22 protein-coding genes are annotated in these 21233 nt (G+C 58.0%); 19 read left to right on the forward strand and 3 right to left on the reverse strand.

Features of this window, described 5'->3' with window-relative positions; translation table 11 throughout:
- Positions 1-302: 302 nt before the first annotated feature.
- Together trxB and ACFOFO_RS17550 are read left to right on the forward strand one after the other, a co-directional pair.
- Entirely contained in the window at positions 303-1259 is a 957-nt protein-coding gene (gene trxB / locus ACFOFO_RS17545; protein WP_390332177.1) for a thioredoxin-disulfide reductase, read from the forward strand.
- 154 nt (positions 1260-1413) lie between these two features.
- Positions 1414-2058 carry a Smr/MutS family protein gene (locus tag ACFOFO_RS17550; RefSeq protein ID WP_390325689.1) on the forward strand — a complete coding sequence of 215 codons (645 nt, stop codon included), beginning with the start codon at positions 1414-1416 and terminating at the stop codon, positions 2056-2058.
- 102 nt (positions 2059-2160) lie between these two features.
- Here ACFOFO_RS17550 and ACFOFO_RS17555 read toward each other — a convergent pair whose 3' ends face one another.
- Complete coding sequence (locus ACFOFO_RS17555) at positions 2161-2652, reverse strand: Lrp/AsnC family transcriptional regulator (protein ID WP_390332178.1); 492 nt, start codon at positions 2650-2652, stop codon at positions 2161-2163.
- Between the two features lie 139 nt (positions 2653-2791).
- Here ACFOFO_RS17555 and kynB point away from each other — a divergent pair, with 139 nt between their 5' ends.
- From kynB to ACFOFO_RS17580, 5 genes are all read left to right on the forward strand, one after another.
- Positions 2792-3448 (forward strand): arylformamidase, encoded by a 657-nt coding sequence (kynB, locus tag ACFOFO_RS17560; RefSeq protein WP_390325691.1) that lies wholly within the window; start codon positions 2792-2794, stop codon positions 3446-3448.
- A gap of 118 nt (positions 3449-3566) precedes the next feature.
- Complete coding sequence (gene kynU / locus ACFOFO_RS17565; protein ID WP_390325693.1) at positions 3567-4817, forward strand: kynureninase; 1251 nt, start codon at positions 3567-3569, stop codon at positions 4815-4817.
- 138 nt (positions 4818-4955) lie between these two features.
- Positions 4956-5795: a tryptophan 2,3-dioxygenase gene (gene kynA / locus ACFOFO_RS17570; protein WP_390325695.1), complete on the forward strand. Its 840-nt coding sequence runs from the start codon at positions 4956-4958 to the stop codon at positions 5793-5795.
- Between the two features lie 160 nt (positions 5796-5955).
- Complete coding sequence (locus ACFOFO_RS17575) at positions 5956-6903, forward strand: DMT family transporter (RefSeq protein WP_390325697.1); 948 nt, start codon at positions 5956-5958, stop codon at positions 6901-6903.
- The gene (locus ACFOFO_RS17580) at positions 6900-7382 is read left to right on the forward strand and encodes a GNAT family N-acetyltransferase (protein WP_390325699.1); all 483 of its coding nucleotides are present in this window, start codon (positions 6900-6902) and stop codon (positions 7380-7382) included. The genes ACFOFO_RS17575 and ACFOFO_RS17580 overlap by 4 nt, the downstream gene beginning before the upstream one ends.
- 138 nt (positions 7383-7520) lie before the next feature.
- Here ACFOFO_RS17580 and ACFOFO_RS17585 read toward each other — a convergent pair whose 3' ends face one another.
- The gene (locus ACFOFO_RS17585) at positions 7521-8450 is read right to left on the reverse strand and encodes a LysR family transcriptional regulator (protein WP_390325702.1); all 930 of its coding nucleotides are present in this window, start codon (positions 8448-8450) and stop codon (positions 7521-7523) included.
- A gap of 119 nt (positions 8451-8569) precedes the next feature.
- Between ACFOFO_RS17585 and ACFOFO_RS17590 the strand changes: the two genes are divergently transcribed.
- The 8 genes from ACFOFO_RS17590 (at position 8570) to ACFOFO_RS17625 (ending at position 15736) form a co-directional block, all read left to right on the forward strand.
- The gene (locus ACFOFO_RS17590) at positions 8570-9868 is read left to right on the forward strand and encodes a CitMHS family transporter (RefSeq protein WP_390332180.1); all 1299 of its coding nucleotides are present in this window, start codon (positions 8570-8572) and stop codon (positions 9866-9868) included.
- Between the two features lie 431 nt (positions 9869-10299).
- Positions 10300-11637, forward strand: a complete 1338-nt coding sequence (locus ACFOFO_RS17595; RefSeq protein WP_390325704.1) for an acyclic terpene utilization AtuA family protein — start codon at positions 10300-10302, stop codon at positions 11635-11637.
- Between the two features lies 1 nt (position 11638).
- The gene (locus tag ACFOFO_RS17600; protein ID WP_390332182.1) at positions 11639-11962 is read left to right on the forward strand and encodes an AtuA-related protein; all 324 of its coding nucleotides are present in this window, start codon (positions 11639-11641) and stop codon (positions 11960-11962) included.
- A 29-nt stretch (positions 11963-11991) separates the two neighbouring features.
- Positions 11992-13401, forward strand: coding sequence for a M20/M25/M40 family metallo-hydrolase (locus ACFOFO_RS17605; RefSeq protein WP_390325706.1), 1410 nt, complete (start codon positions 11992-11994; stop codon positions 13399-13401).
- A gap of 128 nt (positions 13402-13529) precedes the next feature.
- Positions 13530-13838 (forward strand): AtuA-related protein, encoded by a 309-nt coding sequence (locus tag ACFOFO_RS17610; RefSeq protein ID WP_390332183.1) that lies wholly within the window; start codon positions 13530-13532, stop codon positions 13836-13838.
- A 91-nt stretch (positions 13839-13929) separates the two neighbouring features.
- Positions 13930-14925: a porin gene (locus ACFOFO_RS17615; RefSeq protein WP_390332186.1), complete on the forward strand. Its 996-nt coding sequence runs from the start codon at positions 13930-13932 to the stop codon at positions 14923-14925.
- Between the two features lie 22 nt (positions 14926-14947).
- Positions 14948-15166: a hypothetical protein gene (locus ACFOFO_RS17620; protein WP_390332188.1), complete on the forward strand. Its 219-nt coding sequence runs from the start codon at positions 14948-14950 to the stop codon at positions 15164-15166.
- Positions 15167-15352: 186 nt separating this feature from the next.
- Positions 15353-15736 (forward strand): carboxymuconolactone decarboxylase family protein, encoded by a 384-nt coding sequence (locus tag ACFOFO_RS17625; RefSeq protein WP_390325711.1) that lies wholly within the window; start codon positions 15353-15355, stop codon positions 15734-15736.
- Between the two features lie 112 nt (positions 15737-15848).
- Here ACFOFO_RS17625 and ACFOFO_RS17630 read toward each other — a convergent pair whose 3' ends face one another.
- Positions 15849-16337, reverse strand: a complete 489-nt coding sequence (locus tag ACFOFO_RS17630) for a helix-turn-helix transcriptional regulator (RefSeq protein WP_390328171.1) — start codon at positions 16335-16337, stop codon at positions 15849-15851.
- Positions 16338-16898: 561 nt separating this feature from the next.
- On the opposite strand from ACFOFO_RS17630, the gene ACFOFO_RS17635 reads away from it, so the two are divergent.
- The 4 genes from ACFOFO_RS17635 to ACFOFO_RS17650 all read left to right on the forward strand — a co-directional run bounded on the left by ACFOFO_RS17635 (position 16899) and on the right by ACFOFO_RS17650 (position 21172).
- The gene (locus ACFOFO_RS17635; RefSeq protein ID WP_390325712.1) at positions 16899-18389 is read left to right on the forward strand and encodes a DUF4331 domain-containing protein; all 1491 of its coding nucleotides are present in this window, start codon (positions 16899-16901) and stop codon (positions 18387-18389) included.
- A 10-nt stretch (positions 18390-18399) separates the two neighbouring features.
- Complete coding sequence (locus tag ACFOFO_RS17640; protein ID WP_390325714.1) at positions 18400-18663, forward strand: hypothetical protein; 264 nt, start codon at positions 18400-18402, stop codon at positions 18661-18663.
- Positions 18664-18840: 177 nt separating this feature from the next.
- Complete coding sequence (locus ACFOFO_RS17645) at positions 18841-20019, forward strand: tetratricopeptide repeat protein (RefSeq protein WP_390325716.1); 1179 nt, start codon at positions 18841-18843, stop codon at positions 20017-20019.
- A gap of 1 nt (position 20020) precedes the next feature.
- Positions 20021-21172, forward strand: a complete 1152-nt coding sequence (locus ACFOFO_RS17650) for a HupE/UreJ family protein (protein ID WP_390332191.1) — start codon at positions 20021-20023, stop codon at positions 21170-21172.
- Positions 21173-21233: the final 61 nt, after the last annotated feature.

A 21233-nucleotide genomic window follows, 5' to 3' on the forward strand; every position in this document is an offset into this window, starting at 1 on the left:
AGACTCCTAGTAATTAATAATACGGATTGCGACATCATCTGGAATGCTCCCTGCGATGCAGGCACGCTGCAGGCAGGCGCATGGGGCCGATGTGAAGCTTCGGCCGCTTCGTCTATAATCTTAACCAGTTTTCCGGATTCCCACGAATAATTCGGGCGCGCTTGAATTTTTGCCTTGCGCCATCATGTAATTATCAGTATTAGCCGATGTTAATCGACAGATAACAACAATTGACTGCGCAACTTTGACTGCGCAACAATTGGCCGCCCCAACATCAACTTCATTATTTCAGGCAACTTTTTATGACCACACCCAAACACGCTCGCGTCATGATCCTCGGCTCCGGCCCGGCCGGCTACTCGGCCGCCGTCTATGCTGCCCGTGCCAACCTGAAGCCGGTGCTGATCACCGGCGTTGAGCAAGGCGGTCAGCTGATGACCACCACCGACGTCGACAACTGGCCGGCCGACGCGATGGGTGTGCAAGGTCCGGAGCTGATGCAGCGCTTCCTGCAACACGCGGAGCGTTTCAATACCGAAATCATTTTCGATCATATCCATACCGCCAAGCTGACCGAGAAGCCGATCCGACTGATCGGCGACAGCGCTGAATATACCTGCGACGCGCTGATCATCGCGACCGGCGCTTCGGCCCAGTACCTCGAAATCCCGTCGGAAGAAGAGTATATGGGCAAAGGCGTGTCGGCCTGCGCCACCTGCGACGGGTTCTTTTATCGCGGCCAGGAAGTGGCCGTGGTCGGCGGCGGCAATACCGCAGTCGAAGAGGCGCTGTACCTGGCCAATATCGCCACCAAGGTCACGCTGATCCACCGCCGCGACAAGTTCCGCGCCGAGGCGATCCTGGTCGACCGTCTGAATGCGAAAGTGGCAGAAGGCAAGATCGAGATCAAATACAACCACACGCTCGACGAGATCACCGGCGACGCATCCGGTGTGACCGGCGCCAACATCAAGTCGACGGTCGACGGCAAGATCACACCGCTCAAGCTGCACGGCGTCTTCATCGCGATTGGCCACAAACCGAATACCGGCATCTTCGAAGGCCAGCTGGAAATGAAAAACGGTTATATCCGCACCAATACCGGCCTGGAAGGCATGGCCACCGCGACCAGCCTGCCGGGCGTGTTTGCCGCCGGCGACGTACAGGACCATATCTATCGTCAGGCAGTCACCAGCGCCGGCACCGGCTGCATGGCCGCACTCGATGCGCAGCGTTTCCTGGAAAGCATCGAAGGATAGTTGTATCGGCACGCTCCGCAATATCGGCAAGATTGGATTGCGGAGCGATGTAGGATGGGTGCAACCCATCTGGTAACTCATCGAGTTTCCGCGAATGATGGGTTGCACCCATCCTACCAAGACGTCCCCCTTATTAGTTCTACGGCAGTCCATCATGTCCGCCTCGCTCAAAAACTTCGCCGACCTCAAGGCGCTCAGCAAGACCCTGAAGGTGCAAGAAGACGCGCGCAAGGTCGCCGAAGCCGAGCGCCAGCGGCAAGAGCAACAAACCAAACGCGAGGCCGATCTGTTCCGCCTCAGCATCGGCCAGGTCGCGCCATTGCCACAGCACAACAAGCATGCGAGCAGCACGCCGCGCCCCGAGCCGGTCGCGCGCCAGCATCTGGCCGACGAGCAGGCTGCATTGCAAGAATCGCTGTCCGATGAATTCGACGTCGAGACCTTGCTCGAGACCGACGCCGCGCTCAGCTTTGCGCGCAGCAATATCGGACCGGACGTGGTGCGCAAGCTGCGCAAGGGGCATTGGGTGATTCAGGATCAACTCGACCTGCACGGCTTGCGACGCGACGCGGCGCGCGAGGCGGTCGCAGAATTCTTGCGCAAGAGTTGCCGGCGCGGACTGCGCTGTGTGCGCATCGTGCACGGCAAAGGGCTCGGCTCGGTCAACAAGGAGCCGGTGCTCAAAAACATGGTGCACAAATGGCTGGTGCAAAAGGATGAGGTGCTGGCCTTCTGTCAGGCCAAGGCGGCGGACGGCGGCGCCGGTGCGGTGGTGGTTTTATTGAAGGGAAATGGCTAGCCGACCAAGCTTGGCGCCAGTCGTTCCTGTAACTGCGTGAAATTTCCCCTCAGCCGCAGGCCGCATCGAGTGCGGCAGTCCGCGGCACGTCCGATCATCCGATCATCCGTTAACGCCAGCCTCGCCCATCAACAACTCCGGCGCCAGCATCTGGGTGTCCTTCAGCGTCTGCAGCACGATGTTGGAACGAATATCGAGCACGCCCGGCGTCTTGTATAACTTCTCCAGTACGAAGCTCGAATAATGCTTGAGGTTGCGGGCCCGCACTCTTAGCAAATAATTCGCCTCGCCGGTGATGATGTAGGAGCCGACCACTTCCGGCCAGCTTTGCAGCGCCGCCGTGAAGTTTTCATGCCAGTGCTCGACATCGCGCCGCATCGTCACCTGTACAAACGAATCGACTTCCAGCCCGAACGCGGTGGCATCGAGCAAGGCAATGTAGCGGGCGATCATGCCGCTCTCCTCCAGCGCCCGTACCCGCCGCAAACAGGCCGATGGCGACAAGAAAACCTGTTCCGCCAGGTCCTGGTTGCTGACCCGGCCATCCTGTTGCAGCACCGTCAAAATCTTCAGGTCAATCGCGTCGATCTTCATATCGCAGATTCCTTCAAAATATCATCGATAAACTCAATTAAATTCTATTCTACCGGTGATTACTCGCCAACTTTGCAAGAAAAATTCAGGATTTATGGCATAAAATTTACTCCAGTTTCCACTCAACGACACCCTCACCATGCCCGCACCGTCGACCATCTGGGATATCAGCCCCTTGATTTCGTCCGCCATCCCAGTCTGGCCCGGCGATACCCCGTATAGCGCCAGCACCACCTGGGAAATCGCCGACGGCTGTCCGGTGCACGTCAGCAAGATGACGATGACCACGCATCTGGGCGCGCACTGCGACGCGCCATCGCATTACGATCCCCAGGGGGTCGGCATCGATGCGGTCGCACTCGATCCGTATATCGGACCTTGCCGCGTGATCCATTGCATGGCCGCCGACAACAGCGTCGGCCTGATCGAGCCACAGCACATCGCGCATGGATTGACCGACCTGTCACAGCCGCTGCCGCCGCGCGTGCTGCTGCGCACTTACCGGACCGCGCCGCAACAGGCATGGGATGCTGCCTTTACCGCTGTCGCGCCGGCCACCATCGCGCTGCTGGCACAACACGGCGTGCGGCTGATCGGCATCGATACGCCGTCGCTCGATCCGCAGGAATCGAAAACGCTGGACGCGCATCATGCGGTGCGCGTCAACCAGATGGCGATTCTGGAAGGCATCGTGCTCGACGCGGTGCCCGAAGGCGATTATGAATTGATCGCGCTGCCTTTGAAATTGAAGGACATGGATGCCAGCCCGGTGCGCGCGATTTTACGCACGCTCTGATGACACAAGCTCCGATTACACAAGCTCCGATTACACAAGCTCCGATTACGCAAGCTCCGATTATGCGAGCTCTGATTACGCAAGCTCTGATTTCGCAACCTCTGATAAAGGATTCCCGATGACTGACCGCAACAACTGTCTCGCACTGGATGCGAGCGACCCGCTGGCCGCCCTGCGCGATCAATTCGACCTGCCCGACGGCGTGATTTACCTGGACGGCAATTCGCTCGGCGCGCGGCCGAAAGCGGCACTGACGCGCGCGCAACAGGTGATCGCGCAGGAATGGGGCAGCGACCTGATCCGCAGCTGGAACACGGCCGGCTGGTTTGATCTGCCGTCACGCCTGGGCAACCGGCTGGCAGCGCTGATCGGCGCCGAAGCCGACGAAGTGGTGGTGACCGACTCGACCTCGATCAACCTGTTCAAGGCGCTGGCGGCGGCGCTGCAAATGCAGGCCGCCAATCCCGCGACCAGCGCACGGCGCGTGATCGTCACCGAGCGCAGCAACTTCCCGACCGACATCTATATGGCGCAGGGCCTGACCACATGGCTCGATCGCGGTTACACGGTCAAGCTGGTCGACCGCCCCGAGCAACTGCCGGCGGCGATCGATGCGCAGACCGCGGTCGTGATGCTGACCCACGTCAATTACCGCACCGGTTACCAGCTCGACATGGCGGCGCTGACCGCGCACATCCATGCACAAGGGGCGCTGGCGGTCTGGGATCTGGCGCATTCGGCCGGTGCGGTGCCGGTTGACCTGAATCGTGCACAGGCCGATCTGGCGGTCGGATGCACCTACAAATACCTGAACGGCGGCCCCGGTGCGCCGGCCTTCATCTGGATCGCCAAGCGCCATCAGGCGAAGTTCCGCCACCCGCTGTCGGGCTGGTGGGGTCATGCGGCGCCGTTTGCGATGCATTCCGAGTTCCAGCCGACCGCCGGCGCCCGGCGCGCCTTGTGCGGCACCCAGCCGATCGTCTCGCTGGCGCTGGTCGAGTGCGGCCTCGACGTATTCGCACAGACCACGATGGATCAGGTGCGCGCCAAGTCGCTGGCGCTGACCGATCTGTTCATCGCGCTGGTCGAACGGCGCTGCGGCCATCATCCGCTCGGACTGGTGACGCCGCGCGAGCACGCACGGCGCGGCAGCCAGGTCAGCTTCACCCACCCGCACGGTTATGCAGTGATGCAAGCCTTGATTGCGCGCGGCGTGATCGGCGATTATCGCGAACCGGAAATCATGCGTTTCGGCTTCACGCCGCTGTACACGAGCTACGTCGATGTGTGGGATGCGGTCGAGGTGCTGCTGCAGATTCTGGATAAGCAGGATTACGATCTGAATGCCGAGCGTGATGCGGTAACCTGAATTCACGTGATAAATATACTATGACCAGTATATTTATCAACACAACAAACACAAGCGGTAACAGCATACTTTTAATAATTTTATTAGGGGTATGCAAAACATCCAATTCCACCCAGGAGATGCACGATGACATGCCCAATGGATAAAACAGACAAGCCCGCCAACTGGCATGGCGCCAAGATGGATTTCAGCCAGGCGATGAGCTACGGCGATTACCTCGGCCTCGATCAGATCCTGAGCGCCCAGCATCCGCGCTCCCCCAACCACAACGAGATGCTGTTCATCATCCAGCATCAGACCAGCGAATTGTGGATGAAGCTGATGCTGCACGAGCTGCACGCGGTCCGCACCAACCTGCGCAGCGGCGATCTGCCGCCGGCCTTCAAGATGCTGGCGCGCGTGGCGCGCATCATGGATCAGCTGGTGCATGCGTGGGACGTGCTGGCGACCATGACGCCGCCAGAATACACCGCGATCCGGCCGTATCTGGGCAGCTCGTCCGGTTTTCAGTCGCCGCAGTATCGGGAAGTCGAATTCATCCTCGGCAACAAGAACGCGGCCATGCTGGCAGTCCACGAGAGCGCGCCCGCGACGCATCAGAAGCTGGACGCGGAATTGCGCACGCCATCGATCTACGACGAAGCGATCCAGCTGCTGGCGCGCGAAGGCCTGCACATCGACGCCGACCGGCTGGCGGCCGACTGGACGCTGCCGACCAGCGCTAATGCATCGGTCAAGGCCGCGTGGTTGGCCGTGTATCAGGACCCGACCAGATATTGGGCGCTGTACGAGCTGGCTGAGAAACTGGTCGACCTGGAGACCGCATTCCGCTATTGGCGCTTCCGTCATGTGACCACGGTCGAGCGCATCATCGGCTTCAAGACCGGCACCGGCGGCACCGCCGGCGTCAGCTATCTGAAGAAGATGCTGGATGTGGTGCTGTTTCCCGAACTGTTTGCGCTGCGCACCGAGTTGTAACTGCGGGGCGTGTTGACATTCAATTTGGGTGTGCGAATGTCAACACGCCCCAATCTGCGGCGTGCTTCCATCAGTGCGCCGCAGAAATATACTCCCTCTTATATAATCGAGTTCCGCAAATAAATCATCGGGATTTATTGCATACTCTTCAAGAATAACAATGTCATCACCGCAGCTATTCGTCCTCGCCTCGCTGATCTGGGGCTCCACCTTCTGGGCCATCACGTTTCAATTGGGCGAAGTCGCGCCGGCGGTGTCGGTGGTATATCGCTTCGGCCTCGCTGCTGCGCTGCTGTTTGGCTGGTGCCTGCTGCGCGGCGACCGGCTGCGACTGCCTTGGCGCGCGCAGCGCTGGATGATGCTGCAGGGACTGGCCACCTTCGGCATCAGCTATATCTGCACCTACAGCTCTGAACAGTATCTGGTGTCGGCGCTGGTGGCCGTGCTGTTTGCGCTGATGGTGTTCTGGAATCCGATTGCGAACCGGATCGCGTTCGGTCATGCGCTGACCTGGCGCATCTGGTGCGCGGCCGCTCTGGCACTGGCAGGCGTGGTGCTGCTGCTGTCGCAGTCGCTGGAGGCGGCGTGGCAAGCATTGGCGGCCGGCCTGAACGGCCATTTCTTCCTCGGGCTGGCCTTGGCGCTGACTGCGACCATCGCAAGCACCGTCGGCAACGCGCTGGTGATCAAGGTGCACGAACACTCAAGCAATGTGCTGCTCACCACCGCCTGGGCGATGCTGTGGGGCACGGTGGCTGTGGCCAGCTGGGTGCTGGTCAGCGGCCAGCCTTGGCGCCTGCCGAGCACGCCGAGTTACTGGGCGGCGCTGCTGTATCTGTCGGTGTGCGGTTCGGTGATTGCGTTCACTGCCTACTTCACGCTGATCAACCGCATCGGCTCGCAAAAGGCCGTGTACATCGGCGTCGTCACGCCGATCGTCTCGGTGCTGCTGTCGATCCAATTCGAGCATTACCGGCCCGGCGCCGTCGAATGGATCGGCATGCTGCTGTGCCTGACCGGCGTGGCCTGGGCCATGCGCGGCGACGCACCGACCGCCCCTATTACCCCAAACTTGACGCTGCCCCTGACCGAGCCTGAACCGCTATGACAAATTTCACACTCCGCCCTGCCCGCCCCGCCGACGTGCCCGCCATCTTCGGCATGATGACCGAACTGGCCGTGTTTGAAAAACTTGAACACATGATCGTCGCGACCGAAGCCATGTTTCAGGACGCCTTGTTTGGTCCGCACCCGGCCTGCGAATGCCTGGTCGGCGTGGAACAGGACGACGTGCCGGTCACCTTCGCGCTGTTCTTCCATAATTTCTCAACCTTCCTTGGCCGCAAGGGCCTGTATCTGGAAGACCTGTACGTGAAGCAGGACCATCGCGGTAAAGGCTACGGCAAGGCAATGCTGGTGCAGCTGGCGCGTCTCGCCAACGAGCGCGGCTGCGGTCGCTTCGAATGGTCGGTGCTGGACTGGAACGAGAATGCGATCGGCTTCTATCAGGGACTGGGCGCCGAACTGCTGCCGGACTGGCGCATCTGCCGCGTGACCGGCACGGCGTTGACACAGCTGGCGCGCTGAGCGGCTCCCCGCCACATCCCCTAGCCACACTTCAGCGACAAGTAGATCAAGACGGCTGTCGACATTAGGCACAGTGATACTGTGCCCAAGTTATTTCAAGCGCGCGCCGCTGCCGGTGTCGGCGATTCAGGTTACAGGTTATAGATTTTCTCGAATGGTTTTTCGTTCCCTGCCGTCCGATCTCAACTGTGTCTCGATCAGATCGAACAATCCCTGTGCGGCGATGGATAGATTACGATCCTTCCGTTTGACAATGTAAATCGGGCGGACAATGTCATTAGTTTCCACAGGAATTGCCGTCAGATTCATCAGTCGAAACTGGAATAAAGTGAGTTCCGGCACGAGACTTACCCCCAGACCGTGCTCAATTAACCCCGCCACCGTCGCAAGATGTTCCACTTCGAAACCTGCATTGTTTACTGCAATATTTCGAATGAGAAGGTCTACGTGTTGCCTGACGCTTGTGGACTTTGCCAAGTGAATCAAATCGCATCCACCTAAGTCCGCCAGGGCGATGCTCTTTTTTTTAGCGAGAGGATGATCCCGCCGACAAACGAGGTAAAACGGGTCGCTACATAATGTTCTGGTCTCGAATTCCGTCAAACTCGTCCCGGGCGCCGTCAGGGCAAGATCGACCTTCCCCAGCCGCAGCAAGCCGAGACATTGATCGGATAGCGCATCGAAGAGTTGGACCGTTACCCCTGGGAACTGTTTTTTATACTGGGCGATGACAGCGGGCAGCCCGTTGGCGGCCAGCGAGGGAAGCGCAGCGATCGACACCCGTCCCTTGCGGCGCGCAACGTAGTCCGCCATGTCCGAAAATGCAGATTCGATATCCGTGACGAGGCTGCGTGCCACTTCCACGAACATTTCGCCTTCCGCGGTGAAGGTTACGTTCCTGGTATCGCGCTCGACGAGTTGTGCGCCAACGGCCGCTTCCAGCTTCTGGATCAGCACACTAAATGCTGACTGCGACAAATTGCATCGCTCGGCAGCACGCGTGAAGTGCTTGCATTCATTCAATGCCAGAAAGGCATGCAGTAATTTGGTGGAAATATTTGGCGGCATATTGATCGAAATATACGATTAATCAATCGTAATATACCATTTTACAAGATTAATCGCGTGATCCAAAATGCATTAACTGCTAAACAAATAAGCAGGTTGATCATTATTTGGAGACAAAAATGTTGGCGTCACTCGGCTTCATTACGATCGTAGTATTACTCGCGGCCATCCTCACTAAGAAAATGTCACCCTTGGTGGCGCTCATCGCGATTCCCATCATCGCCGCCCTGATCGGCGGCTTCGGTCTGGGAACTTCCAAATTCATCATCGCAGGCATTACCAATATCGCTCCGGTGGCGGGCATGTTCGTGTTCGCGATTCTGTTCTTCGGGATCGTCACCGATGCCGGCATGCTCGATCCGGTCATCAGCGGCATCTTGCGTGTGGTGGGAAGCCGCCCAACGCGGATTGTGCCTGGCACGGCCTTACTAGCGTTGTTGATCCATCTTGACGGTTCCGGTGCCGTCACCTTTCTCGTGACAATTCCGGCAATGCTGCCGCTCTATACCCGGCTCGGCATCGATAAACGCATCCTCGCCTGCGTCGCCTCGCTCGCTGCCGGGGTGAACTTTCTCCCTTGGACCGGGCCGATGATCCGCGCCTCGGCCGCGCTCCATATTCCCGTGAGCGAAATCTTTATGCCCTTGATTCCGGTGCAGCTTGTTGGTCTCGCTTTTGTCTTTGGGGTCTCATATTGGCTGGGAAGAAAAGAGGAAATCCGTCTGGGCCTGACCAATGGTGCGCCCATCGGATTTGCCCATACCCATGAATTGACCGAACTGGAAAAGCAAAACCGCCGGCCCCGAAATTTCTGGATCAATATCGCTCTGACTGTCGTTGTCCTCGGCGTCATGATCAGCGGCAGGGTCGATCCGGTGGTGATGTTCATGATCGGTGTCGTCCTGGCGCTGATGATCAACTACCCGAATGTCGACATGCAGCGCGCCCGGGTCGATGCCCATGCCAAGGCTGCGCTATTAATGGCCAGCATTTTATTTGCCGCAGGTGTCTTTACCGGAATCATGACCAAATCGGGCATGCTTTCCGCAATGGCAAAGGCCGCCGTCGGCTTTGTGCCGCCCGAGATGGCGTCACATATTCCTGTCGTGCTGGGATTTCTGTCGATGCCACTATCCTTGCTGTTCGACCCCGATTCGTTTTATTTCGGGGTGCTTCCTGTGGTCGCCGAAGTCAGTCATATGCTCGGTGTGGCGCCGGTTCAGGTTGCGCAAGCAGCGCTTCTGGGACAAATGACCACCGGATTTCCCGTCAGTCCGCTGACGCCGGCGACGTTTCTTGTCGCGGGACTTGCTGGAATTGATCTGGCCGATCACCAAAAATATACGTTCAAATATTTATTCGCGGCGTCGATCGTGATGACCATCACTTGCGTCATTCTCGGAATTTTTCCGCTGTGATGTCAGGCCTAGCCGTTAGTTCTACTGTTTCATAAATATGAAGTAGGTTCCCAGCCTTCTCCCTGCACGGGGGAAGAGGCTCTGTTTTTTTTAATGCACTACCCCCGGCTCTCTGTATCAAAAACGCGGCGGCCGGAGAGGGCTTTACGCAAAACATAAGGAGTGTTATGGAAAAGTTCACTCAGCCGAGCAAGGAGAAAGTCAGAGATTGGCTAAAGCATCGTCAACTCAAAAATGATCCGCCACCCGACATTGAGCAGATCCAGCTCGAGTTGGGGTGGAGATCAAATGAACCCGGAGTAGAAGCGGACAGAACCCGCTCACAGGGGCTCGTAGCCTCTCATATTTTAAATTTAGCGTAAGTGCAAAACCGCCCCCGTGCAAGGTTAGGGAGCTCTACTTTTCTAACACAGTAGGATTAGGAGAAGATCATGAAACATATCCGGATTGGGGCAGGCGCCGGCTACTCGGGCGACCGGATTGAGCCGGCAGTCGAACTGGCTGAAAAAGGCGATATCGACTACCTGATTTTTGAATGCCTGGCCGAGCGCACCATTGCCCTTGCCCAGCAAGCCAAAATGAAAGACCCGGCGCTGGGCTACGACCCTCTGCTCGCGGACCGGATGCATGCGGTGTTGCGCATCTGCAGTGAAAAAGGGATCAAGATTATTACGAACATGGGAGCGGCAAACCCGCTTGCTGCCGCTGCCCGGATCAAGGAGATTGCGCAAACGCTGGGGCTGGGCAAGCTGAAGATTGCCGCTATTTCCGGCGATGACGTTCTGTCCGTTCTAAAACAAGGTGACTACCTGGACGACAGCGGCGCTCCGGTCGCCGATTTGGGGGACAGGCTACTTTCGGCGAACGCCTATCTGGGCGCACAGCCTTTGGTGGACGCACTCGCGCAAGGCGCGGACGTGATCGTGACAGGTCGCGTGGCCGATCCGGCACTAGTTCTTGCGCCGCTCATCCATGAGTTTGGTTGGGCGATGGACGACTGGCACCGGCTCGGACAGGGCACTTTGGTCGGGCATTTGCTGGAGTGTGCCGGACAGATTACAGGCGGGTATTTCGCCGATCCTGGCTACAAGGATGTGGCAAACCTGGCGCGCCTGGGCTTTCCGATTGGCGAGGTCGGCGAAGACGGCAGCGTCATTATTACCAAGGTTTCTGGTTCAGGCGGCAGTGTCACCGCGGCCACTTGCAAGGAACAACTGCTGTACGAAATTCATGACCCGGCCGCCTATTTGACGCCCGATGTGGTGGCCGATTTCTCCGGGGTTACCGTCTCGGAAATCGGCACTGACCGTGTCGCTATCCGCGGCGCGACGGGCCGCCCGAAGACCGGCATGCTGAAAGTATCGATCGGTTATATCGACAGTTACGTTGGCGAGGGACAAATGTCTTACGCCGGTCCGGGTGCGTTGGCCCGCGCCCGGCTGGCGCTCGATATTGTCGCTGAGAGGTTGAAAATCGCCGATGTGAAGGTCGGAGAAATTCGATATGACCTTATTGGCGTCAATGCCATCCATGGCGCCGCCTTGAGCACGCCAAATCCAGAACCCTACGAGGTCCGCATCCGCGTTGCGGGTCGCACCGAAAGCCTGAAAGAAGCCGTCCGCATTGGCAATGAAGTCGAAACGCTCTACACCTGTGGTCCCGCAGGCGGAGGCGGTGCGGCAAAATCGGCGAAAGACGTGGTTGCCGTACGCTCCACGTTATTGCCGCACGCTCTAGTAACAGCAACTGTTCATTGTGAGGAGATCTGAAATGCTACTTCGCGACATAGCGCATTCGCGTACAGGTGACAAAGGGGACATCTCGAATCTCTCCGTTATTGCTTATCAAGAAAAAGACTATGCACTGTTGGAAAAATACCTTACTCCGGAGCGCGTGAAGACACATTTTTCGGACATTGTTCGCGGCGATGTCGTACGTTATGCACTGCCAAACGTAGGTGCACTGAATTTCGTCATGCAACGAGCCTTAGGCGGCGGTGTGACGCGTTCGCTTGCGCTTGACGCGCACGGCAAATGTTTGAGTTCAGCAATAATGAATCTGGAAATCCCCGACGACATATGCAGCGCATCGTGATGAATCCATCCCACCAAGAATGGAAGTCCATGAGAACGCAGATTCGCCAATTGCCGATAAAGACGATGCTTGCCCTGACCCTTGCTGCTCTGAGTACCGCGGCATCCGCGCAGACATCTACGCCGGAGCAGCAGCGCTACCACGATATTTACAGAGAGCTGGTTGAAATTAACACCACGCATTCCGTGGGCGACACCACGAAAGCTGCACGCGCGATGGAAAAGCATCTACTGGACGCGGGCTTCGCTGCCAGCGATATCCAAGTGCTCGAACCGTTCCCGCGCAAGGGCAACCTGGTGCTGCGCTTCAAAGGCAATGGCAGCAAGCAGCCGCTCTTGCTGCTGGCGCATATCGACGTCGTGGAAGCCAAACGCGAAGACTGGAAGAGCGACCCCTTCCAACTACAGGAAACCGGTGGCTACTTCACTGCGCGCGGTTCTATCGACGACAAGGCCATGGCCTCGGCCTTCGTGTCGGTGCTGAGTCAGCTGAAACAAGAAGGATTCAAGCCGAGCCGCGACATCATCCTGGCGCTGACCGCGGATGAGGAACGCCTCGATGTGCCGAGCAATGGCGCTTACTGGCTGATCAACAACAAGCCCGAACTGTTAAAGGCCGAGTTCGGTATCAACGAAGGCGGCGGCGGCGAGCTAGGCGGCGGCAAGCCGAACCTGCACCGGCTCCAGGTGGCAGAGAAGATGTACACCACCTACGAACTGGAAGCGCGCGATGTAGGCGGCCACAGTTCGATACCGACCGCGAACAACCCGATCTACGCCCTCTCGGCCGCGCTGGACAAGCTCGGCGCCTATCGTTTCCCGGTGCATCTGGGCGACGTCACCAAGACCTATTTTTCCCGTAGCGCAGCGTTTGCCAGCGGTCAGCTAGCCGAAGACATGCGCGCGGTCGGTAGCGGCAAGCCAGATGCCACCGTCATCGAACGCCTGTCGGCGACACCCGCCTACAACGCGCAACTACGTACCACCTGCGTGGCCACCATGGTCAACGCCGGTCACGCGGAAAATGCCCTGCCACAATCGGCCAAGGCCACGGTCAATTGCCGCATCCTGCCGCACGACGATCCGCAAGACATAGATCGCCAACTAAAGCAGGTGATCGATAGCAACAAGATCACCGTACGTTACCTCAACAAACCGCTGCGCAGCCCGGCGTCGCCGCTGACCGGCGACCTGGTGAAGACGGTGGAAGCGCTGACACAGGACATGTGGCCGGGCGTGCCGGTGGTGCCAGCCATGAGCACCGGCGCGACCGACAGTCGCTTCATGCGCAATGCGGGAATTCCTATGTACGGTGTCACCGGTCTGTTTACCGATCCGGCGGACTACCGCACACATGGCCTGGACGAGCGCGTCGAAATCCAGCGCTTGTACGACAGCCGCGAATTCCTCTACCGCTTAGTCAAGCGTCTGGCGCAATAACACAGCAGGCCGAATTGGCTCCAGCGATGGCGGTGCGGCAAAATCGGCGAAAGACGTGGTTGCCGTACGCTCCACGTTATTGCCGCACGCTCTAGTAACAGCAACTGTTCATTGTGAGGAGATCTGAAATGCTACTTCGCGACATAGCGCATTCGCGTACAGGTGACAAAGGGGACATCTCGAATCTCTCCGTTATTGCTTATGACAGCAAAAACTATGGGCTGCTGGAAAAATACGTAACAGCCGAATCGGTGAAAGCGCATTTATCCGATATCGCGTTTGGCGACGTCGTTCGCTATACGCTCCCCGGCCTTGGCGCAATGAATTTTGTATTGCAGAAGGCGCTCGGTGGGGCCGTCACGCGTTCGCTGGCTCTTGACGCGCACGGCAAATGCCTGAGTTCAGCATTGTTAAGTCTCGAAATTCCTGACGCATGAAGTCCAGGTGTCGCGCACGGAGCCACCTCTGTTCACTCATCCGACAAGCTTGAGCGGATTCTCAAGCACAATACTTAATCAAGGACTACAAATGAAAAAAACCCTGATCGCACTGGCGGTACTCGGTTCAGTTGCTGGTGTAGCACAAGCGCAATCCGCTGTAATCGTCTACGGCGTTGTCGACGTCGGCTTAGCACATGAAAACAACGGCAGCACATCCGTGACGAGAATGGATAGCGGCATTTTGAACGGTAGCCGCCTGGGCTTTAAAGGCAGCGAAGACCTCGGTAGTGGCCTGTCCGCCATTTTTCAAATCGAAAGTGGCTTCAACGCTGACACCGGCGCACAGGCAGATGCAGCAAAATTGTTTAACCGCCAATCTTTTGTTGGTCTGACCGGCGGTTTCGGCGCCGTCAAGCTTGGCCGCCAAATGAATCCTGTCTACGCCAACAACGGAACTTTCGATCCGTTTGCTGATGGTCTCGCTGGCGACTCAGCACGCTTGTTCAGCTATAACGGCAGCCGTACCGACAACCTGATCACCTATGGTTACGCCGCCAATGGCTTCAGAGGCGAGTTGCAATATGGTCTGGGTGAAGTTCCTGGCAATTTATCGGCCAGCCGTACCGTCGCAGGTTTCGTCGGCTACAAAAATGGCCCGGTCGATGTTGTATTGACTCACCAAAATATTAAGAACCCAACTGACACCAACACCACCAAGATAACATTGCTTGGCGGCAATTATAATTTCGGTGTGGTGAAAGCATTTGCTTCTTATGCATGGGAAAAAGGCGTTGTACTTGGCACCGCTACTCGACTTGACCAACGCGATTCACTGGTTGGCTTGACCGCACCGGTCGGCACAGTAGGCACTCTCTTGATTTCCTATATCCGCAAAACGGATAAGGCTGTCACCAACGCCGATGCTAGCCAGGTTGCTATCGGATACACGCACAATCTGTCCAAGCGTACCGCTTTGTATACCAGCTACGGTGAACTGCGTAACGATGGCGCGGCCAAATACAAAGTTGCTGCTCCCGGCAATATAGACAAATTGTTCAATGTCGGTATCCGTCACTTCTTCTAATCGCTTATCCTTGCAGCTGATTATGGGAGCAATCGTCGGCATCTTTAGTCTCGGTATCGCTAATTATGGAATGAATTCGTTGTATGAAGATCGATGGGTCGCCGTCGGCAAACTGGATCATATTGGACTTCTGCTCAACGTAAATCAGCTAATCATTTCGAAAACTATCGCGGGTAATCTGGATGAGGTTGGTCCAAAAAAGGATGAAGTAGATGCGAACATTCAAAAGCCCAACAAATAATGGGTGAATATGTCGCGACCAACTTTCTGAAGTCTCAAGAAGTTTGTTTGCTCGAATCTCAACGCGTTTGTTCCCGTGAGGTGGGTATCGGAGCATGAAAACGTAGGTTACGTACGGCCAATATCGAAAAAAGAGGGATCATGTCTGCCGCAGCTTGGTCCCTTCTCAATAACTGGAGAATGCTACATGGATCAGCAATTCGAAGATGGTTTGCATACACGCAAGAAAGTAATGGGCGAGGAGTTCGTGAAAAAGGCTTTTGACAATGCCGATGACTTCACTCGTCCACTGCAGGAATTCATCACCCGTAATGCTTGGGGGACCGTTTGGTGCCGGGAGGGACTGGATTTTAAGACCCGCAGTTTTATCACGCTGGCCATGCTGACTGCCCTGGGTCGCACTCAGGAATTAAAGGGGCATGTCCGTGGAGCACTCAACAACGGTGCCACGATCGATGAAATTCGGGAAGTATTGCTGCACGCAACGGTTTACTGCGGGATACCTCTCGCCGTCGATGCGTTCCGTGCGGCGCAGGAGGCTCTAATGGAAGTCGTGCCGCCAAACATATAGTATTCGCAATCGTCAACGTCCGGGCCGTGCGGCAACTGCCCAAACAGTGTGCGTGGATTCAGCACAGTCTGGCAACTACGTTGGGATGCATCTTCGTGTTGCTCCTCTGTGTCTACTTGGAATTTAGTCCCAACGACGCCAGCCGTCGCCTAGCCCAACCCGCCAGCACCTCGCGCAACCCTGGTGGATGCCGGATCTCGAATTCATACGGCAGTCGCGCCAGCTGGCGCGCATACCAGTCCAGCTCTTCGGCCTGACTCCTGAGCAGCACACCGTCCGCGACCGGCTCCAGCACGCCGAGCCAGCCAAACCATTCGCGCTGGATTGTCGCCATGTCAGCCTTCAGCAATACCTCGATCGCATGCGCGCGCGGGATCGTCGCAACCGAATGCGACAGGTAGGCCAGCGGGTCGAAGTCGTCCGGCCGCTTGAACGATATCTCCAGCAGGCTCACCTGCAGCACGCGATCGAGCCGGAACGAGCGCAGACCGCCGCGCAAGTGGCACTGCCCAATTGCATACCAGGAGCCGTTCTGGTAGGCCAGGCCGTAGGGATCGAAGTCACGCTCGGTACGGGTTTTCTCTGCCGACGCATAGTGCAGGTGCTCCGTTGCGAGCGGCGGCGCTCCGGCAGCTCAAGCGATTGATGGATACCGCGTTGCCGTGGCATTGAACTCGCCAAACCGAACACGAGGATCAGCACCTTCGATGCGTGGTCCAGCGTACTGCGCTTGGCCGCCGCGCACCGCGCACCGTGCACCATTTAGGCCAATCGGCGACAGCGCGCAAATCCATTCTTCGCGTGAATTCGTCGGGCCGCGGGTTTTGCAGAAATATTGTCTGCGACATTTATTGCTGCCTGACCATTCGGAATTCAGGGATCTGTTGGCGGCGATTGATTCAATGCCATTAAAAAGCGTCGCCAGATAAGGTAGCGCGGTCCGCTCTTAATTCAATCAGCGGCACCATAGATATAAATCAATCCACTTTTCAAATTCGGTCCGCGCTTTGAATCCGTTTCAGGTCTGAATAAGTATATTGCTAAGCCGAAGCCGCGTTCGTGCTGTGTCCCGTTTTCCTGCGCGCCCTTTTCGGCGCTGCAATATGAGAGCTCCATCAGAGCCCCATGTTTCCTGCAACCCTAGACACGATTGGACCTTGCCATGCAAACATATTTGACCAGGAGGGCCGTGGCTGTCGCCATCGGCGCCATCAGTGCAGCAGCCTGTTTGCCGGCCGTTGCTTCGAGTCATCGCGAGGCGCCGTTTATCAGCGGCCAACCGCGCGTCGACGCCACCGATTTTTATATGTTTCGAAGTTACGCAGCGGGCCGCCAGAACTATGTGACCCTGATCGCGAACTACATCCCGTTTCAGGATCCGCAGGGCGGCCCGAATTTTTACCAGTTCGATCCCAATGCGCTGTACGAAATCCATGTCGTCAATGACGGCGGCAACAAGGAAAACATCAGTTTCCGTTTCCGCTTCAAGAACACTTCCAAGCGCACCGCCCTGAGTGTAGGCGGCAAGCCGACTTTGATTCCGCTGATCAATTCCGGCGTCATCAGCGGCGTCAATCCGGCAACCTTGAATGTGCGCGAAACCTACACCATCGACATCGTGCGCGGCGACCGCCGGGTCGGCAGCGTGGGTGCCGTCACCAATGTGGCCGGTGGCGCCAGGGAGTTTGATAAGCCGGTCGACAATATCGGCGACAAGTCTTTCGGCAGTGCGACCGCATATGAGACTTACGCGAACCAGCATATCTATGACGTGGCGATTCCGGGCTGCGGCAACGGTCGGGTCTTCGTGGGCCAGCGCAAGGAGTCGTTCGCTATCGCGGTCGGCAAGATATTTGACCTGTTCAATCTGAATCCCTTAGGGCCGGAGACCGGCAACAAGAACGATCTCGAGAACAAGAACATCAGTTCCATTGCGCTTGAAGTACCGATCGCCTGCCTCACGAACGGCACCGAAACAGTTATCGGCGGCTTCACCACGGCCAGCGTTCGTCAGGGCCGTCTGATCCACCCGTCGCCGCCGTCGGGCAACAACAACGCAGTGAAAGAAGGGGGCCCTTGGGCGCAGGTATCGCGACTCGGTATGCCGCTGGTCAATGAAGTCGTGATCGGCATCGATGACAAGGACCGTTTCAATGCATCCAGGCCACGCAACGATGCGCAGTTCGCCGATTACGTCACCAACCCTTCACTCCCTGCGCTGATCGAAACGCTGTTCCCGTCCGCCAAGGCCCCAACCAACTTTCCGCGGACCGACCTGGTGGCAGCATTCCTGACCGGTATCAAAGGGGTCAACCAGCCGGCGAACGTTAAAGCCAGCGAAATGTTACGTCTCGATACCACGGTGATGCCGACCGCGCAGGCCTCACAAAACCCGCTGGGCGTGGCAGCAGGCGACATGGCCGGATTCCCGAATGGCCGCCGTCCGGCCGATGATGTAGTCGATCTGTCGATACGCGTGGCAATGGGTGCGTTGTGCGTGCTGACCGGGCCGACTGATACGTTCGCGGTCGGATGCAAACCGACCGATGCACCGGCCGGTGGCCTGCCGTTGACGGACGGTGTGCGCAAGGACGCAAGCACTTTCAAGGCAGCGTTTCCGTATCTGAACACGCCGCTGCCTGGCAACAACTAAGGAGCCCGCCATGATCACCAGAAAGTCCATGCTGGGGCTCGGCTCGGCGCTACTGTTGTCCATGCTCGTGGCCGCTTGCGGCAGCGACGATAATGTAAGGCAAACCGACCTTAGCGGTGCCAACAATACTGCCGAACCGGCCGTTGCGCAGGACGCCTTCGTTGATGCGGTGGCGGCCGCCATCGCGACCTCATCGGACACGACCGAACCGGTGTCGATCGATTCGGCCACGGTAACCGGTCCGGACAATACCGCACCTGTCCCGATAAGCTAGCTGCCCTGATAAGCTAGCTGTCGCGTCAAGTTCGTTGACAGCCGGAAGTGGTAGACACCGGCAGCGGTCGCAGTGACCGCTGCCGGTGGCCATTCCGCTGTGTCCGGCTTCTGGTTTGCGGTCGGAATCCCGCTGCAGGAATGTAACCGCAGACCTTTCATTGCAACATGGGTATCCATGACATCACTCAATGCCTTGGCAGTTGCGATGCTGTGCGCGGGCGTTGCGCCTTCGGTACTGTGCGCGCCGCATGTGCCGGCCAGCGACGCGGAAGTGATCGAACATTTGCCGCGCCGCACCGATCCGGCGCAGCAGGAATTTCTGGCCCTGCGTAGTCGCCTGGCTGCAGCGCCGGACGACATGCCGCTGGCGCTGACGCTGGCCCGGCGCTATATCGGTCAGTCGCGCGTCGAAGGCGACCCGCGCTATCTCGGTTATGCGCAAGCGGCCCTCGCGCCCTGGTATGACAAGCTCGATCCGCCGACTGAAGTGCGCGTGCTGCGTGCCACGCTACTGCAAAGCACGCATCAATTTCCGGCATCGTTGCGCGATCTGGACGCGGTCGTAAAAGCCGATCCGCGCAATGCGCAGGCCTGGCTCACCCGCGCCACGGTGCTGCAGGTCATGGGTGACTATGCGCGCGCCACACAAAGTTGCAATGAACTGCGCTCGCTCGCACCGGCACTCATCACCATTACCTGTCTGTCGAATGTCGCCAGCCTGAATGGACAGGCGCGCCAGAGCTATGAACGCCTGAAATCGGCGCTGACCAAGGCCCCAGATGTGGATCCCGGCATCAGGATTTGGGTGACCACCTTGCTGGCCGAAATGGCGGAGCGACTGGGCGAATTTCCTGCCGCAGAAGAATATTTCAAAACAGCGCTGGCGGTTGACGACGCCGACAGCTATTTGCTGGGCGCTTACGCAGATTTTCTACTGGACCAACAGCGCGCAGCCGAAGTCGTCCAACTGCTAAAAGACAAGACGCGCGTCGATGCGCTGCTGCTGCGCTATGCGCTCGCCTTGCAGGCGACCGACAGCCACGCCGCCGCCGAACCGGTGGCGCTGCTCAAGTCCCGCTTCGCCGCGGCCATGCTGCGCGGCGACACCGTGCATCAGCGCGAACAGTCGCGCTTTGAATTGCAGCTGATGCATCGCGCGCCGGCCGCATTGCAGCTGGCACAGCGCAACTGGGCGGTACAAAAAGAGCCGGCCGACGTGCGCATATTTCTCGAAGCCGCGCTAGCTGCGAACGACCAGGCGGCGGCCGCGCCCGTGCTGGAATGGCTGAAAAAGACCCGGCTCGAAGATCAAGCCGTCAATGCGCTGGCCGCCAAACTCGCGGCGGGGGCATGAGATGAAGCGCTTCTTGACGACCCTGATACTGGCAGCGACGGCATTGCTGTGCAGCGCCGTGCATGCCCACAAGCCGAGCGACAGCTATCTGACCCTAAAGGTCAGCGACAAGACGATCGAAGGGCAATGGGACATCGCGCTGCGCGATCTCGACTTTGCCATCGGTCTGGATCAGGACGGCAACGGTGAACTGACCTGGGGTGAAATCCGCTCGCGTCACCACGACATCGCCGCCTATGCGTTGGGACGATTGATTTTTTCCAATGCCGGGACCAATTGCCCGATCACGGCCGGCGAGCAGCTGATCGACAACCACAGCGATGGCGCCTACTCGGTACTGCGATTTACCGCCAGCTGCAGCGCATCGATCGCACACCTCGACGTCGACTACCGCCTGCTGTTTGACATCGATCCACAGCACCGGGGCTTGTTGCACTTGCAGTCCGGCGGCCAGGCCTCGACCGCGATATTTTCGCCCGGCAGCGCACACCAAACGCTGGAATTGCGCGAGGCCAGCAAACTGGCCCAATTCGGCGACTTCGTCGTCACAGGCATCTGGCATATCTGGAAAGGCATCGACCACATCCTGTTTTTGCTGTCGCTGCTGTTGCCGGCCGTGCTCAAGCTCGGCGACAAAATCGGGGACCGCGAGCGGCGTCCGTCCGACAGCTTCAAGGCGTCATTCATCGACGTCCTGAAAATCGTCACCGCGTTTACCCTCGCGCATTCGATCACGCTCACGTTGGCAACCTTGCAGGTGATCTCGCTGCCGTCGCGCTGGGTCGAATCGGCAATCGCCGCGTCGGTCGTATTGGCCGCGCTGAACAACCTGTTCCCGCTGGTTCAAGGCAAGCGCTGGGTGGTGGCGTTTGCGTTCGGTTTGATTCACGGTTTTGGCTTTGCCAGCGTACTGACCGACCTCGGGTTGCCGCAGTCGGCGCTATTGCTGGCGCTGGTCGGATTCAATCTTGGCGTGGAGATCGGGCAGCTTGCGATCGTCTCGGTATTTTTGCCGCTGGCCTATGCGATGCGCCGAACACGTTTTTATCGCAGCGCCGTAGTTACCTTCGGTTCCGGGCTAATCGTGTTGATCGCGACTGTGTGGCTGGTAGAACGCGTGTTCGATTTGACGATTTTTTCGGTGTCTGCGTAGACGATGCCGAGCCATTTTCGGCATCACCTGTCTGCCAAGTACGCCGAGCGATCCTGAATGT

This window comes from Pseudundibacterium arcticum, assembly GCF_042646465.1.
In the GTDB taxonomy this organism is placed as follows: Bacteria; Pseudomonadota; Gammaproteobacteria; order Burkholderiales; family Burkholderiaceae_D; genus Undibacterium_A; species Undibacterium_A arcticum.